This window comes from Bacillus sp. TCT6, from assembly GCF_056033845.1.
Window position 1 is genome coordinate 2,923,325 of record NZ_JBVYHX010000001.1, and the last position, 16,207, is coordinate 2,939,531.

Below are 16,207 nucleotides of genomic sequence, written 5' to 3' on the forward strand. Positions count from 1 at the left end.
AAACTGTTTCTGCAAATGCGTGTACGAATATTCGCAATAAAAAACAAGCTAAAAGAATGAACCTTTTAGCTTGTTATCTTATCCTTCCCAAACTTGCGCTTTCACATTGTAATGAAAGTGTTTAAAATATGGATTTTCATAAAATGAAGGTCCATATAAGTAATGTTGCATATGAGCTGTTAGTGGCTGCTGCATTTGTAAAGGAACTACAGCTGGTGAAACTTGCATATACATCGGATCTATCATTATTTTTGTATAGATATGATGATTATATGGCGAATAAGCGATTAAGGATGGTTTATGCATTGATAATCTCCCCTTATACATACAAATGTTATAGTATATGCAACACTTCTCATTTCGGGGATTATTTCTGTTCTAACCAATTCTCTACATGTTTTATAAATACATCTAAACAATCAATAAACGGTGAGTGTCCGCAATCTTCTAATACCTTCAACTCTGCATTTGGCAAATGTTTCGCTAATTCCTCACCGACTACTTGCGGTACGACATAATCTCTATCACCTTGTATGACGAGTGTTGGCGCTTTAATACGATGAATTTGCTTACTTCCCTCTACAACCCCGTTATGTTCATCTGAAATATTAAATGTAATGAGCGCATAATTCACATCTACGAAATTACGTTGCGTTAACATATCATCTAAATACTTTTCATAACGGTCCGGTTCAGGTTGATTATGTGTATATATTAATAGATTCCATACTGTACGGTAATATAGTTTGTTCATATTTTTTATCGCATCTAATACTGGAGCGATTTGTACTGGATCTTGCGCAATTTCTTCTTTCGTCTTTACTAAACTTGATACAATCGGCTGCCCATTCGTATCTTTTTTAAAGATTGGGTATCCTTTCATTCCTACTGATTCTACTAAAATTAACTTTTCTACAAAATTTGGGTGATTCGCTGTAAATTGCATCGCAACGCCACCGCCCATTGACCAGCCCATTAATGAGAATTTCTCTAGCTTTAACTCGTCGATAAATAATTTTACATCTTCTGCAAAGTCTTGTAATGAATCTATGGACTGATTATACGTTGATTGTCCAAACCCTCTTAAATCAAGAGCGTAAATATGGTATTGATCTTGCAACTTTTCAATAACTAAATCCCAATGTTGTGACGATGTCATGTTCCCGTGAATGAGTACAAGAATATCTGTATTTCGCCTTCCAACTTCCTGATATGCAATCGTTTCTCCGTTCGATAGTGAAATAAACTCCATTGTTGCAGGCTTAATCATCACAAGTTCCCCCATTCTATTTAATAGAAAGAAAATTCTTTACTTAATTAAAGAATAGCACGCAGAATATACGTTCGCAACATAAAACCTATAAGAATTTTTTACATAAATCAACATGTCCATTACTAGACAATTATTATAAAAAAGTATATAGTTAGCTAGGTAACTAATTTGAAAGGATCAAAATACATGGACGAAAAACAACATTTTTTTCACATCGTCAGCCAGACTTCTCGGAAGTTTACGAAGAAATTTAATGAACGTGTATCTCCAACAGGGTTATTTAGTGCGCAATGGGCTGTTATTTTCCGCATTAATCAAACTGGTTCTTGTACGCAAACAGAATTATGCCAGTATTTAAATGTTGAATCACCAACGATGACTCGTACGTTAACACGTATGGAAACGATGGGATGGATTATTCGTACAGAAGGTAAAGATCGCCGCGAAAAGCTTATTTCTTTATCCGAAACAGCGATAAAGATGATTCCAGTATGGCAAGAAGAAGTTGACACTTTCGAAGAAAAAACGCTAGAAGGTATTAACGAAGATGATTTACATCAAGCATTTCAAGTGTTACAACAAATTATTAAAAATTTAGATTAAATTGGAGGGATGACGATGCAAAGTGAGAAACTTTGGACGAAGGATTTCCTCGGAACTTGTTTTAGTAGTCTATTTCTCTTCTTAACATTTTACATGCTTATGACTACTCTGCCTGTCTATGTAATAGACGGCCTAAAAGGAAAACCTGAGGAAATTGGTTTAGTTGCAACTGTGTTTCTTATTTCTTCTGTTTTATGTAGACCATTCACAGGAAAATGGCTCGATGATTTAGGAAGAAAGAAAATATTATTTATTTCACTTTCATTATTTTTAGCCGCTACTGTTATGTATTTCGGTGCGCAAAGTTTATTCTTATTACTTGCCCTTCGCTTCTTACACGGTATTGGGTTCGGGATGGCAACGACAGCTACTGGTACGATTGTAACTGATGTTGCGCCAGCTCATCGACGAGGCGAAGCACTTGCATATTTCGGCGTATTTATGAGTCTGCCGATGGTAATTGGTCCTTTTTTAGGTTTAACAATTATTTCTCATTTTTCGTTTACTATATTATTTATCGTTTGTTCCGTATTTTCATTACTTGCATTTTTATTAGGGCTACTTGTAGATATTCCACACGAAGCACCTGTTAGCAAACAAAAACGTGAAAAAATGAAATGGAAAGACTTAATCGAACCATCTTCTATTCCGATTGCACTTACAGGATTTGTTTTAGCCTTTTCTTATAGTGGTATTTTATCCTTTATTCCTATTTATGCGAAAGAACTCGGTTTAAGTGAAATTGCAAGTTACTTCTTTATTTTATACGCACTTGTTGTTGTCATTTCTCGTCCATTTACAGGAAAGATTTTTGATCGCTTCGGTGAAAATGTACTCGTTTACCCTGCTATCATTATTTTCACAATCGGAATGTTCATATTAAGCCAAGCACAAACTTCATTTTGGTTCCTTGGCGCAGGTATGCTAATCGGTTTAGGTTACGGGACATTAATTCCGAGTTTCCAAACGATTGCGATTTCTGCCGCTCCAAACCATAGACGTGGTTCTGCGACAGCTACGTATTTCTCATTCTTTGATAGTGGTATTGGTTTTGGTTCTTTCATTTTAGGTATTGTCGCAGCGAAATCCAGTTATCATAATATGTATTTTATCGCAGCTATTATCGTTGCGTTCACTTTACTTTTATATTATGGATTACACGGACGAAAACAAAAATTCAAGAAACAACCTACAGACGGAAAAATTTCCGCTTAACGTTAATAAGGAAAGTAAACTTCCCCGTTTACTTTCCTTATTTTGTATTTCTTTCAAGACGAGCGTATACTTATAGTAGAAATAAAAAGGAGGGCCATATATGAAACTAAAAAGATCTCCCCTACTCTTACTTATACTAACATTCATATTTGTAATTACAGGGCTTGGGTTTACTTACTTCAAACAAAATAAAACGACTCCATCAAAACATAATGTGACAAAAGAAAACTGGTTAAATGACCCTTACTTACGTTGGTCATATACCCATATGAAAGAATTCACTTTAGTTAATAACGTAAAAAACAATCCTGACCAAATTGCTCACTTCCCTTCCGCATTGCAAAACTTAGACGATTTTGCTGTGGAGCGTAGATTCGGAAATACAACTCCTCTAAAAAAACTTTTAGACGATAACAAAACAGATGCTTTTGTCGTTGTACATAATGGACAACTTGTTTACGAACGATATTTCAATGGGTATAAACAGAATGAACCTCATGGTATGGCATCATTAGCAAAAGTCTTTACCGGGGCAATTATACAATCTCTCGCTGAAGAAAAACGTATTGACTTAGAAAAAACAGCTGACACTTACATAAAAGAATTAAAAAACACACCGTTCGGTAATGCCACACTTCAGCAATTAATGGACATGCAAGTTTCAGCTGAATATCCTACTCATGGATATGAGCAACCTGGGCTAGAAAATCAAGATGCACAATTATATTTAGCTAGCAATATTTTACCCCGCGGCAAAAATTACGACGGTCCGATGAAAATTTATGATATGTTACGGGAAGCCGAAGAAACTGCACCGCCTGGTTCTTCCTTTTCTTACAATAACGGATCAACAGAAACGCTCGCTTGGATTATTAGAACTATTACTGGTAAATCACTAGCTGAAAATGTAAGTGAACGAATTTGGTCTCAAATTGGTATGGAAGAAAACGCGTATTACGTTACAGATGAAACAAAAGTAGAACAAGCTAGTGCTGGATTAAATGCAACTGCTAGAGATATGGCGAGATTTGGGCAATTACTATTAAACAACGGGGAATATAACGGAAAACAAATTCTCCCTTCTTCTATTACAGAAAGTGTAAAAAATGTACAAGAAGGTGAACTTGAAATTAGTAGTGGCGCTTCTATTTCTTATCATAATCAATGGTGGATTCCCCACAATGAACAAGGTGCTTTCGAAGTGTTAGGTAGTTACGGACAAACACTTTACATCGATCCGAAAGCCAATATGGTAATCGTTCATTTCTCTTCTAACGCAACGCCAAGTAATGAAATACATTCGGTTTATTCAAATATGTATATTGATATTGCACATCATTTAGAAAAGCTTCCACAGTAGTGGAAGCAGGAGTTTAAACCTTGCACAGTTATGACTATTCAATTGAACACTCGATCTGTTGTGCTAAAACGTCAATATAGTAAAAAAGGATCTCTCTTGATATAGAGAGATCCTTTTTTTTATTTCTTCTTCTTTTCTGTCGGTTGGCTTTGTTTAGCGAAATTAGATGAATCATCGAAATTTGGTTGCTTTTTACCTGCATTATTACTTCTACCTTTTCCCATATGTAATGCACCTCCCCTCATCCTTACTATTCCCAATAAAAAACTCCTCTTGCGTTCAGGAAAAAATTTTTATTGTCGCTTATTAATAATGTCCAACAGTTCTCGTAGTACTTCCAACACTCTCGGTTCTGCCATACCATATTGTATACTTTCAACCATAATGTTAATGGTGATCATCATGATGAGCTTGATAAAGAACAGCTTGTGGATAAAAAAACCGTACATTCCATACATGTGAAAGAAGTTTTAGTGGTATTTTGACTCATCCAAGCATATAAAGTAACTAAATACTTGCTTGGTACCTATCTGTTTGTTGCACAAAACCAACATCCCTAGTAATCTCTCGTAAGATATTTGGAGATAACAATCTTTAAAATTCTTAAGCAAATAATTGTAATTCATCAGATACAAGAATAGACATAAAAAAACGCTATCCTTTCCTATATATTTATAGAAAGAATAGGTTTTTTCATTTTAATAGTATTACTTGATAGTATTGGCATTCCTATTAAAGCTAATATACAAATAACATCAATAAACTTGTAACTATGCCAACCCAAATGCAAAGAATGAAACAATAACCCATAATGTCTTTAATTTTCAATCCCAGCACACCTAAAAGAGGTAATGCCCAGAACGGCTGAATCAAATTTGTCCATGCGTCCCCCCAACCTACCGCCATAGCGATAGTAGCCGGATCTACACCTAACTTCAATCCTGCCGGGACCTGCAGTGGTCCTTGTAAAGCCCATTGCCCCCCGCCAGATGGCGCCAATAAGTTTACCAACCCGGCTGACCAATATGTAAATATATCAAATGTATCCTTTGACGCAATGGATGCCATCCATTCAATGATTGAGCTTCCCAAACCTGAACTACCTAAAACAGCAATAATCCCTGCATAAAATGGAAACTGTAAGATAATTGGAGAAATGGATTGCGCAGATTCTTTGAATCCTTGTGCAAAGTTACCAAGAGAACCATGTAGGAGCAAACCAAGTGACAAGAAAAACAAATTAATGATATTTAAATCTAAACTATGACCGTTCATGAATTCATAAACACAATACAACGTGCCGATTGCGCCTAATATTATTCCTAAAACTGGTGTCCATTCCAGTTTTTCCGCAGGAGTTAAACTTTTTTGAGGAGGTTTTACAAAAGAATTTGTATCAGTTTCGATTGCTTTATAGCTGATAATCCCACTTTTAGGAGCCATAAGTACAATAATAATTGGCATCGTGATGAATAGAGTGAAAAAAATAATTAAAGTAGAGTAACTAAAGATTGTTTGTGAGGTAGGAATAATTCCAATCATATCTACAAGAAAATGATCCTTTGTGGCAATTGTCAGGCCAATAGAACTGGAGAGACCTGCGCTATATAAGGCTGTCGGAGCATAAGCAGCTGCTACAAGTAATGGAAAATGTGCATTCGCATTCTTTTTTGCTACTTCCTTTGCAATGATAGCTCCCACAACTACGGCTAGACCCCAATTGATATAGTATGCAATTGCACTGATCAAAAATGTCATCGTATAGGCCTTTTGAGGTGTATCGGCTAACTTTGCAACAGACTGCAAGGCTCTATTAATAAACGGGACAGAAGCTAACGTCATCCCTGTAACCATTAGCAATACCATTTGCATTGTAAACGTTAAATAAGTCCAAAACCCATCCCCCCAAGATTTTACGATTTTGTACGGATTTGAGGGATTCATCAACAAAGCTATAATGAAAGTAAATAAAGTGAGCAGCACTGCAATAACAAAGGCATCCGGGACATATTTCTGAGACCATCTCGAAAATATATTTGCACATCGTGTAAGCAACGATTCTTTCTTTTCTGGTTCTGAATTTGTCTCCATTAAGGAATGTTTCATAAATATTCTCCTTTCTAAATTTTAATAAGGTAAATATAAATAACATTCCACAAAAGAAAATAAAATCCTTTTGCACTTGCTGCATATTAATCAACTAGATCAATATTCAAATACCGTTCCTTTCAACCTTTCTGGGCATTACCAGCATTAGCGATAGCTGGTTTAGGTGCTCGTGACATTATGGGATTTTGTGTTGTGAACTTACTATATGCGGGTTTTATCATTAGTCTATACTTCTTATTTATTTAAACGAAAAGCTAGTTTTATACTAGTTTTTTTACATAATAAATCATTTATTTCCCATGCAATTTATAACTGTATTCCACTCTACGTCCTTAAGATGTAATGCCTCAAACGCAAAAAAATCTTCACACACTTTTTCAATTAGATATGGATTTTCCCTCAAAAAATTCCACTGTAATACTTTAGGAAGAAAATGCATTTCATATTCTTTACTTCCCCGTACTACCTCATCAACTTCTCTTTCACAAATTCCTCTTATCAAGTAGTCATTTCTTAACTCAATTTGAATTTGTTGAAATGTATCGCTGCATTTTTTCAATTGAAGTAAACGCGTAACATACTTCCGAAAAAGTTCGCCATCATACTGAACACAGTTTATAATACGGTCGACTTCATTCATAATGTACGAGCCTTTTCTTCTATTTGTAATAACCATTTTTCACGCTTTGATACTTTACTCGTTTTCACAGATTGAAACACTGACCGTTTTATATCGCGAATGCCACAAAAACGTAAAACACCTCTCTTCATCATAATCCAATCTGCTGATCGATATAACAATGCGACGTACCATAGAGGCGAGTCTAACGTATTAATAACCCACGCTTTTTTCCCTTGCAATAATCCTTTCGGCAGAACCCCTTCATATTTATAAGCAAATCCAGCTACGAAAATACGATCGATAAATCCTTTTAAAATTGCTGGCATCCCCCACCACCATATTGGATAGATGAATAAAAGTGTATCTGCTTCTTCTACTAACGTTCTGTACCGAGCTGTTTCTTCTTCATTTACTAAATCACGTCTTTTCTTCTCTTCATGAAATACGAGGACTGGATCAAATTGTTCTTTGTATAAATCAAGTACGGTAACTGAATGATTTGTTTCCTGTAGTCCTTTTTGCACATGATTTAAAATCGCCGCGTTAAAACTTGAAGGATTAGGATGAGCGTATACAATTAGTACATTCACTACATAACAACTCCCTCTATAAGTTAAAGTTTCCCCTTCTTTAACAACTTCTCTACAATTTGCACGTTTTTCGAACTTTGTAATAAACGGTTTAATACAGTAAGTAACTCTTCCTTTTCTAAATCTTTCAGTTTCTCTTTAACTGCACTCTCACCAGTGCCTTGAATATCATAAACAACTGCCGCCATACGTTTACAATAATTTTCATAGGGACACTCACAGTTACTTTCTGAAAAATCTTTGAGGTCGATAACGACTTCATAATTTCCTGCATTACCATTCACAAAAGCAAATACTTTATTATCATGTACTTCAACATCTTCTACATGTCCATCTTCATAATATTCATATCCTCTATCAATAATATATTTCGGAATATGCCTATATAGTTCTTTTATTAAATAAGCATACATAACAACACCTCTTCCTTTAATTCCCTTTTGACTTCTAGAGCCCCTGCATGTTATTCTAATAACTGTCAAATAGCAAGTCTATATGACAAAATGACTGACACCTATTCGGCGAAGGTGTCTCTTTTCATTTGCAGCCGATATGAATTGCCTCTTTCAGGCACATTCAATTTTTGACACTACACACTCAACACCATTCCCTGTATCAGGCTGCTTTAGCAGTCTTTTACTCTACATACTCCGTTATTTTAAGAAAAAAAGAGAGCTTAGCTCCCTTTTCTCGCCTTATACAATACCCCTTTTTCAGCATAGAGATATTCATCAGCTAATGTAATTTTCCCATCCAGTTTTAGTTCGTCTAATAATCTTGATAAATAAAATTGATGCAACATCTTTTTCGTGAATTTTCCTTCATGATGCGAAACGATATGTTCTTGAATATCTAATAATGATATCGGCTTATCTTGCTCTATCATATATTCATAAACTGTACTACGCAGTTTTACGTATTTTTCGAGTGTCACAGTAATGCGCAACCCCTTTCTTCTTAATATAAATTTTCGTAATCGGTTTTTTTGCAATAAAAAAACCTCTCCGATAAGAAGAAGTTACGTATATATCTTCGTCTTATCTCCCAGAACAAATATGTTCTGCTGGAATTAGCACCTGCATCGCGGTTGCTGGGTTTCATCGGGCCAGTCCCTCCACCTCTCTGGATAAGAAAATATTCACTTAATTCTTACTATACGTAATTCCACTTTAATTGTCAAACAAATATAATAAATATAACAAATTATATTTTCTTCCTTACTGTTCATACTACCCATATACGAACATGCAAGGAGGATTATGAAATGCATCAAAATGCTCGCGGATATGTACAAGATTCTTTTCAATCATTACAAGAAGCTAAAAATTGTTTAGAAGAAGCGCTCGAAACAGTTGAAAAAGATTTTAATCGCGCTCGTATTGAACAATCACTTTATGCTGTTGAACAAGCTATTCAACGTTGCGAGTACACCGTTCACATTTTAGAAAAAGATTAAAAACTTCCCATCTATTGATGGGAAGTTTTTTCAAATGGCATACTTCATAATTATTGCCGTTATGATTAAAAAATATACAGAATTAGCAATTTCTAAAATTCCTACTTTTATAATAGAAATTTTTTTGCCATACAACACAATTGCTCGAATGACACTTGGTATAAAAATAAGAGAACACCACGGATTAATCGCAAATACAATTATCGTTAATAAGATATGATATCCCCAAGATATAAGACGATACTTCGGGTTATTTTTTTCACGAATCATCGTTTTCACATAGAACGTACTACCTAAAAAGTATAAAAATGAAATAAGTGCAATGAATAAAGCTGTATGATCGATTTGCTTCATTGAAAAGTAATAACTAATTAACCCACCGATACAAAACACAATGATTGCACAAATATCATTTAATAGTGCTCTTTCATTTTTTTGACGGGCGTAATACATATTCACTATAAATAATGGAATCATTACTATTAAGAATAAAAGAATTCGCCACTCATATAATAAAGAAATCATCCCAAATAGGAACGCAATGCTGAAATAAACAATGGCAGCTTGTAAAAACTCTTTTTTTCGTCTTTGCTTTATGTACGTAAGAAATGGATACGTAGCTAAATAGATAAAAAACCACGCTAAAAACAATGGAATATGATAAATAGTAGGTTTCCCAAGTATGACACTTAATAAAAAAGGAATAACAAGCATGGCCCATGCACCATGTTGCTTCGGAATAACTAACTTCATTAACTATACACCTCACTTTTGAAAAAAGTTCTCACCTACCATTATACAAATAATTTTATATAATAACGGATGCATATTAAATCAATTTTTTGACAAAAAAATGCTCCTTACAATATGTAAGAAGCATGAAAGAGGCAAACGAATATGTAAGTCGCGACCCTACCTTATATGAGTATGCTTTTCTATGTCACGTTATGCTCATCTAATATACCGTATTTCTTTTTAAATCTTGTAAGAATCGTAATCCATGAAGTACTAAATAGTAATAAGAAAATAACATTCGAAATCGCATGGCTCAAATCAAAGTAAAAACTTGCGATATAATACGAAATGACAGTTTCCCACGTTGCTTCTCGTATAAAACCGAGAAGGCCCCAGAAATTCATAATCCAGCCAAATAAAAAGCCAACAATTACTCCGTAAAGAAGTCTTCCCCATAGCTTTTTCATAAAAAATGTATTACGAAGTAGACCTGCTATAAAACCAATCATACCCCACGAAAACATTTGCCACGGTGTCCATGGACCTTGTCCTAAAAAAATATTAGATACGATTGCTGCTGTAGCACCAATCATAAAACCAGTTTCACTTCCAAATACAATTGCAGAAACGATAATGACAAAAGAAGTTGGTTGTACACTTGGTAAAATAGAAAATGGCACCCGGCTTACTGCTGCAATTGCTGCTAATACAGCAACGAGAACAATTTCACGTGAAACAAACACCTTTCTTTCAAAACGGATATAGAAAGGTAACATAATAACCGCTAATATAAACAAACTACTTAACATGTAATAACCGTCCATGACAAGTGTCGTAAGAAGTAATGTGCCGATTATTACTGCAAAGATACATATTATGAATGCAACATATCGTTTGGACAAGCTTCGTACACATCCTCCCACGTTAATGCATATGGCAATTCTTTTCGAATGAATCGGTTAATAGATGTTGTATAAAAGAAGTTGCCGCTAAAAAATTCTTTCGGTGCATCATTCATAATGACTGTTCCATCAAATAACATCATACATTGATCCACGTATTTCGCTGCAAACTCAATATCATGCGTTGCCATTACAATTGTTGTACCTTCTTTTTGCAGCTTCCTAAATAGTTCTCCTACTCTTTCTTTCTTCCATGGATCTAACCCCTTTGTCGGTTCATCAAGTAATAATAGCGTTGGCTTTGATAATAACGTTGTACATAATGCAAGTAATTGTTGCTCTCCCCCGCTACAATCATGCGGATGGCGTTCTTTAAGCGAGTACAACCAAAACTGTTTTAGCGTATCTTCTGCTATTTCTTTTCCTTGTTCTCCATATAATTCACGCGCACGTTCATAAACCTCGTCCCATACTGTATCAAATGTAAAATGGTAATACGGATGCTGCGATACATACCCAATACTTTTAAATCGTTCTTTCGAATCAATTTTATGTATTACTTTTCCGTTCCACTTTACTTTCCCTCTTCTCGCTTTTTGTAATCCTGCTAAAATCGTTAACAGTGTAGACTTACCTGTACCATTCTTCCCAACGAGTGCTACCCATTTTCCTTTTTCAATCGAAACTGATAAATCACGTAAAATAAGCGGACTATTTTTTTCATATTGGAACGAAATATGCTCTGCGCTTAAAATTACCTCTTGCTTTTCACTTTGTGCTATTGGCTCATTTACATATGATATCGCTGCAAAATCATTCATTTTCATTTGCGCCTCTCGCACTGTAAACGGAATATCTCTCACATTCCACTCTAAAAATAGCCTTGGAATTTGCGGAATAAATGGACGGAATGTTTCTACTCCCCACATATCCGTAATAACAATTTTAGGACTACCATCATACATAATACGGCCATTATCCATACAAACAACGCGTGTTGCAAGCGGGATAACTTCATCTAAACGATGTTCACTTAAAATAATCGTAATTCCAAGTTCTTCATTAATCCGTTTTAATAATCCTAAAAACTCTTTTGCAGCGATTGGATCTAACTGCGCTGTCGGTTCATCTAATAATAGCAATTTCGGCTGCATAACTAATACCGCAGCTAAATTGACAAGCTGCTTCTGCCCACCAGATAACGTATGAACAGATTGATGCAATAAATCTTGAAATCCTAAAAAGCTAATAAGCTCTGCTATTCTTTTTTGAATAATATGTGATGGTAATCCGATATTTTCTAAAGAAAATGCTAATTCTTGAATCACTGTATCCATAACAATCTGGTTTTCTGGGTTTTGAAATACCATCCCAATTTCTTGGGCAGATAACAAATCAGCTACTTCCTCTATTAAAACACCCTCATAAAATATCTCTCCAGAACGCGTACCAATTGGAAGTAACTCCTTTTTAAAATGTTTTAATAACGTCGTCTTCCCAGATCCCGATCCTCCAGCAAGTGCAATAAACTCACCTTTTTGAACAGAAAGAGAAATATGCTGTAACGCTTTTTCATTTTCATCAGCATATACAAATGATAAATTGTTTATTTCTGCATGCGCCACCATATCCATTCTCTCCCTTCCATTATGATTGGTAAACTAATAAACATCGTAAATACGACAAACATCATCCCATCGTATTGCTGAAATAGAATCGATTCAACTTTCGGATAAATAATCAATTTCCCCCCGCTATAATTACTACATACAATAGCAGCTATAAATAGAATGATTAAATAATTGAGCGTATACCAATCGCGCCTTTCCATTCTATAGCGAATATACGTCGTACGCTTCGTTACACCAAATCCACGAGCTTGCATAGAATCTGCCGTTTGCAGTGCATCTTCTAATGAACAAATTAATAATACTTGCAGCAATTGCATACCATTTTTGACGCGTTCAATTATCGAACCTGAATCTACCTGCACACCTTTCGTCTTTTGAACGAGTGTGATTTTCTTTAATCGCCTTATAAACAAAGGAACAAATCTCACTGTAGTCATCGTTAACAATGCAACTTTCGGTGAAATTCTTGAAAACAAATATAAAAATTTATGACTGGAAATAATATCATTGTATGACGCAAAGGTAAACATAACTGCAACTAGTAATAACCCCATTACTATTCCAAACATAATCGCCTCAAGCTTAATACGGCTATCACCTAACCAAAATAACGTAGTTCGACCTCTATGCGTTAATAACGAATTAAATAAAATTACCATAAAGAAGAAAACAATTGTGCTCGGTAGCATCTTTCTTATCTTTTCGCTATTTCCTTGCATCACATTTAACATAATAATTAATAGTATTGCTCCAATTAAAAAAAGAGGATGAAGACACATCGTACATAGTATCATCACCCCGATATAATAGAAAAAATTCACAAAAGGATGTAAAGAAGAAAAACTTATTTTCATAGCCCTTTACCGAATGCCTTTCTTATTGTAATACGTATACCCACTCAATTGTATCTCCTGGTTTTACCGTAGCTACACCAGCACTATGGTTTGGAAAAGCACCGTTCACACGATATTTCCATCCACTAGTATCCGCAATATCTTTTTCATATAAATCATTAATACCTTTTACATAAATACTATCTCTAGATCCGCTTGCATCAACATCTAATCCTGTACGTTGTAATACTTTATACACAGTATCGCCATCTTGTACATCCATCTTTTTCGCACCCATTATATATCCGTTATTTCCTTTTACCGAGATTGTTACTTGTTTTGCTTGCGGTTTAGGCGGTGGAACCGGATCTGATTTTCGTTGTTCAGAATTTGGAACGGTCGGAGTCGGTATCGTTTTCTCATCTTTATTCGGATCAACTTTTTGCTCCTGCTTCGGTGTTTCTTTCGGCTGATTCACAACCTTTGCTTCTTCTTTTACTTCTGGTGCTTTCGGTTGTTGTTTCTCTTCTTGTGCTGGTTGCTGCTCTGGTTGCTTATTTACAGCCGGCTGTTCTTTCGGTTGTTCCTGTTGTTTCTCTTCTTTCTTTACCTCTGGTTGTGCCTGCGGCTTTTCCTCTTTCGGCTTCTCTTCTACTTTTTGTTCTTGTTTCTCTTTCTGCTCTTTCTGCTCTTCTTGCTGCTTTTGCTCTGATTCAGCTTGCTTTTCTTCTGTTTTTTCTTCCGGCTCCGCTTCATCTTTTTGTTCTTCTTGTTTCGCTACCTCTTCTTGCTTCGGTTCTACCTTCTTCTCAGGCTTTACAGCTGCCTCTTCACATCCGGCAAGTAGCCCGAGCGAAAGCAGTAAAGAAATGAACCATTTCACCTTACTCATCATATCTCTCACCTTTCATACGAAAATTAGGAGCAAATAATTGCTCCTAATTTTTTGTTAAGCTGCTTTACGTCTCCATAATACATATGCAGAAGCAATACATAATACACCCATACCTACTTCTGTTGCTGCACTATGAGAAGATGCTCCTGTTTTTGGTAGACTGTTACCGTTTCCGATTTTTTTATCCTTAACCGGTTCGTTATCTACAACTACTTTTAGATTTTCAGCTTTTGTTTCTTGTTGTACTTGTTTTTGTTCTTTCGGTTCTTCAATAACTTCTTTTTCTACTACATTATTTTCTGGTTCAACGACCTTTTCTGGCTCTTCAACCGGTTTTGGCTTAATTACATCACCAGCGTCTACATTAGACCAATCATAAATAGATTTTCCCATTTCCTTAAATTGAAGTAATGCTAAAAGAGCCTGTTCTGTAGCCATTCCGTTACCATTTTGATCACTTGGTAACCATTTAAATTCACCATTTGAAAGTTGATATGATAATAGGTTTTGCATTGCCTTATGAAGACGATTTTGATCTACATCTTTAACAAGTGATAATCCAATAATTGCTTGCGCAGTACTATTTGAATTTTCTTGTCCATCAGCTGAAAAACCGCCATTTTGCAGCTGTTCGTTATATAAATACGCAACAGCTTTTTGTATAGCTGGTTTCACATCTGATCGCTCTTGATAAGGAGCTAATGCTGATAAAACCATACCTGTTACATCAACGCTACTAGCACTATCTTTACTACCTGAACTATTATAAGTCCATCCACCGTCTGTATGCTGATTATTTAACAGTGCTTCCACTAGAGCAACTCTGTTCCATTTTGATTCAACTGGAATCTCATACTTCTTCGTATCAAATGCAAGTAAAGCAAATGCATAACCTGTTACAGAATTCACTTTATCTGACTCATACAATTTTTGAACTAAATTATGTCCACCTACATTTTTAGGGTCTGCACTCATTGCATTCATCATAATAATTGTTCTAGCTAAATCTGTCGCTGAAAAACGATTAATGCGCTTTTCTACTTTTTCAGTTACTGACTTAACATAATTTAATTTTGCCTCAATTGGCACATTCTTTCCAGAACGAGAAAGCGCTACAGCTACCCAGTCACTTTCAATTCCATCTTGTAACATCTTATCTGATGTTTTAGAAATGGCTTCGTTTAATTGTGCACTTGGATCTTGAATGTTCTCTTGCTTTGGTTGTTCTGTTTTTTTATCATCTTGACCTTCTGGTTTTGGCTCGACTGTCGGTTTACCATTTTCATCTTCCGGTTTTGGCTCGACTGTCGGTTTACCATTTTCACCTTCCGGTTTTGGCTCGACTGTCGGCTTACCATTTTCATCTTCCGGTTTTGGCTCGACTGTCGGTTTACCACTTTCACCTTCTGGTTTTGGCTCGACTGTCGGTTTACCATTTTCGCCTTCTGGTTTTGGTTCTTCTGTTTTACAAGTCCCGAACTTATCTAACGTTTCTTTCAATGTTTCCTGGCTCATATTGCTCCAGTCTGAAACAAAGCGAAAGACAACAACATCTCCAGATTTTAATTTATAACTATCTGCTCCGACTTCTGCAGACTTATCATTTACATCATACAGCCAAGCACTTGTAGCCCCAGCCATTAAACCATCGATTCCTTTTACATATGTTCCAAACGACATCGTTTCAGATTCTACTTTGTCCCCCATGACCTTTTGCAGCAAACTTAAAGCTGTTTCCCCATCTTTAATTTGCTCTTCTTTCGGACATAACATAATGCCTTTTTGTGATTCCCCAATAATTGCAAGTTTTGCTGTATTTCCTTCAGCAAACGTAATATGTACTGTATTCGCAAAAGAAACAAATACAAGTGTCACTGCCATTAACGACGTAAGCAGCCACTTTTTCAACATTGCCATCCCAAAATTTCCTCCCTTACTACCATTTACACAAAAAAAGGCCCTTCAAGGGCGTGCGATTGACAC

Annotated in this window: 17 protein-coding genes, 2 pseudogenes and 1 riboswitch; of the genes and pseudogenes, 5 read left to right on the top strand and 14 right to left on the bottom strand. The window is 35.6% G+C overall.

What is annotated here, in order from left to right; genetic code table 11:
• Nucleotides 1-78: 78 nt before the first annotated feature.
• Both AC0ONG_RS14885 and phaZ read right to left on the bottom strand, forming a co-directional pair.
• Nucleotides 79-306, bottom strand: coding sequence for a hypothetical protein (locus AC0ONG_RS14885; RefSeq protein WP_000549500.1), 228 nt, complete (start codon nucleotides 304-306; stop codon nucleotides 79-81).
• 61 nt (nucleotides 307-367) lie between these two features.
• Complete coding sequence (gene phaZ, locus AC0ONG_RS14890) at nucleotides 368-1,270, bottom strand: intracellular short-chain-length polyhydroxyalkanoate depolymerase (protein ID WP_074789761.1); 903 nt, start codon at nucleotides 1,268-1,270, stop codon at nucleotides 368-370.
• Between the two features lie 189 nt (nucleotides 1,271-1,459).
• Here phaZ and AC0ONG_RS14895 point away from each other — a divergent pair, with 189 nt between their 5' ends.
• The 3 genes from AC0ONG_RS14895 (at nucleotide 1,460) to AC0ONG_RS14905 (ending at nucleotide 4,451) form a co-directional block, all read left to right on the top strand.
• On the top strand, nucleotides 1,460-1,876 hold the full coding sequence (locus tag AC0ONG_RS14895) for a MarR family winged helix-turn-helix transcriptional regulator (RefSeq protein ID WP_000343680.1): 417 nt from the start codon (nucleotides 1,460-1,462) through the stop codon (nucleotides 1,874-1,876).
• A 15-nt stretch (nucleotides 1,877-1,891) separates the two neighbouring features.
• On the top strand, nucleotides 1,892-3,091 hold the full coding sequence (locus AC0ONG_RS14900; protein ID WP_074789763.1) for an MFS transporter: 1,200 nt from the start codon (nucleotides 1,892-1,894) through the stop codon (nucleotides 3,089-3,091).
• A 100-nt stretch (nucleotides 3,092-3,191) separates the two neighbouring features.
• On the top strand, nucleotides 3,192-4,451 hold the full coding sequence (locus AC0ONG_RS14905; RefSeq protein WP_000769542.1) for a serine hydrolase domain-containing protein: 1,260 nt from the start codon (nucleotides 3,192-3,194) through the stop codon (nucleotides 4,449-4,451).
• A 442-nt stretch (nucleotides 4,452-4,893) separates the two neighbouring features.
• On the opposite strand, the pseudogene AC0ONG_RS14910 reads toward AC0ONG_RS14905, so the two are convergent.
• Together AC0ONG_RS14910 and AC0ONG_RS14915 are read right to left on the bottom strand one after the other, a co-directional pair.
• Nucleotides 4,894-5,042 (bottom strand): annotated as a pseudogene (locus AC0ONG_RS14910) (IS4 family transposase); the annotation flags it as partial.
• Between the two features lie 147 nt (nucleotides 5,043-5,189).
• Nucleotides 5,190-6,557 (bottom strand): short-chain fatty acid transporter, encoded by a 1,368-nt coding sequence (locus AC0ONG_RS14915; RefSeq protein ID WP_000682890.1) that lies wholly within the window; start codon nucleotides 6,555-6,557, stop codon nucleotides 5,190-5,192.
• 123 nt (nucleotides 6,558-6,680) lie between these two features.
• Between AC0ONG_RS14915 and AC0ONG_RS14920 the strand changes: the two are divergent.
• Nucleotides 6,681-6,806, top strand: a pseudogene (locus tag AC0ONG_RS14920) (TIGR00366 family protein); the annotation flags it as partial.
• 40 nt (nucleotides 6,807-6,846) lie between these two features.
• Here AC0ONG_RS14920 and AC0ONG_RS14925 read toward each other — a convergent pair.
• The 4 genes from AC0ONG_RS14925 to AC0ONG_RS14940 form a co-directional block, all read right to left on the bottom strand.
• Nucleotides 6,847-7,200, bottom strand: a complete 354-nt coding sequence (locus AC0ONG_RS14925; RefSeq protein ID WP_001006485.1) for a hypothetical protein — start codon at nucleotides 7,198-7,200, stop codon at nucleotides 6,847-6,849.
• The gene (locus AC0ONG_RS14930) at nucleotides 7,197-7,772 is read right to left on the bottom strand and encodes an NAD(P)H-dependent oxidoreductase (RefSeq protein WP_001101654.1); all 576 of its coding nucleotides are present in this window, start codon (nucleotides 7,770-7,772) and stop codon (nucleotides 7,197-7,199) included. The genes AC0ONG_RS14925 and AC0ONG_RS14930 overlap by 4 nt, the downstream gene beginning before the upstream one ends.
• 23 nt (nucleotides 7,773-7,795) lie before the next feature.
• The gene (locus AC0ONG_RS14935; RefSeq protein WP_000271477.1) at nucleotides 7,796-8,185 is read right to left on the bottom strand and encodes an SWIM zinc finger family protein; all 390 of its coding nucleotides are present in this window, start codon (nucleotides 8,183-8,185) and stop codon (nucleotides 7,796-7,798) included.
• A 263-nt stretch (nucleotides 8,186-8,448) separates the two neighbouring features.
• Nucleotides 8,449-8,706 carry a hypothetical protein gene (locus AC0ONG_RS14940; protein ID WP_000171476.1) on the bottom strand — a complete coding sequence of 86 codons (258 nt, stop codon included), beginning with the start codon at nucleotides 8,704-8,706 and terminating at the stop codon, nucleotides 8,449-8,451.
• Nucleotides 8,707-8,806: 100 nt separating this feature from the next.
• Nucleotides 8,807-8,905: riboswitch (SAM riboswitch) on the bottom strand.
• A gap of 131 nt (nucleotides 8,906-9,036) precedes the next feature.
• Here AC0ONG_RS14940 and AC0ONG_RS14945 point away from each other — a divergent pair.
• Nucleotides 9,037-9,228 carry a hypothetical protein gene (locus AC0ONG_RS14945; RefSeq protein WP_000554032.1) on the top strand — a complete coding sequence of 64 codons (192 nt, stop codon included), beginning with the start codon at nucleotides 9,037-9,039 and terminating at the stop codon, nucleotides 9,226-9,228.
• 30 nt (nucleotides 9,229-9,258) lie between these two features.
• Here AC0ONG_RS14945 and AC0ONG_RS14950 read toward each other — a convergent pair whose 3' ends face one another.
• The 6 genes from AC0ONG_RS14950 to AC0ONG_RS14975 form a co-directional block, all read right to left on the bottom strand.
• A complete protein-coding gene (locus AC0ONG_RS14950; protein WP_000779977.1) occupies nucleotides 9,259-9,981 on the bottom strand; it encodes a YwiC-like family protein in 723 nt (240 codons plus the stop codon).
• Between the two features lie 182 nt (nucleotides 9,982-10,163).
• Nucleotides 10,164-10,865: an ECF transporter S component gene (locus AC0ONG_RS14955; protein WP_127725882.1), complete on the bottom strand. Its 702-nt coding sequence runs from the start codon at nucleotides 10,863-10,865 to the stop codon at nucleotides 10,164-10,166.
• Nucleotides 10,838-12,499: an ABC transporter ATP-binding protein gene (locus AC0ONG_RS14960; RefSeq protein WP_127725883.1), complete on the bottom strand. Its 1,662-nt coding sequence runs from the start codon at nucleotides 12,497-12,499 to the stop codon at nucleotides 10,838-10,840. The genes AC0ONG_RS14955 and AC0ONG_RS14960 overlap by 28 nt, the downstream gene beginning before the upstream one ends.
• Nucleotides 12,472-13,350 carry an energy-coupling factor transporter transmembrane component T gene (locus tag AC0ONG_RS14965; protein ID WP_474203613.1) on the bottom strand — a complete coding sequence of 293 codons (879 nt, stop codon included), beginning with the start codon at nucleotides 13,348-13,350 and terminating at the stop codon, nucleotides 12,472-12,474. Before AC0ONG_RS14965 ends, AC0ONG_RS14960 begins: the two co-directional genes overlap by 28 nt.
• A gap of 22 nt (nucleotides 13,351-13,372) precedes the next feature.
• On the bottom strand, nucleotides 13,373-14,221 hold the full coding sequence (locus AC0ONG_RS14970) for a DUF4430 domain-containing protein (protein WP_127725885.1): 849 nt from the start codon (nucleotides 14,219-14,221) through the stop codon (nucleotides 13,373-13,375).
• A 57-nt stretch (nucleotides 14,222-14,278) separates the two neighbouring features.
• Nucleotides 14,279-16,141 carry a DUF4430 domain-containing protein gene (locus AC0ONG_RS14975; protein WP_153599067.1) on the bottom strand — a complete coding sequence of 621 codons (1,863 nt, stop codon included), beginning with the start codon at nucleotides 16,139-16,141 and terminating at the stop codon, nucleotides 14,279-14,281.
• Nucleotides 16,142-16,207 lie beyond the last annotated feature (66 nt).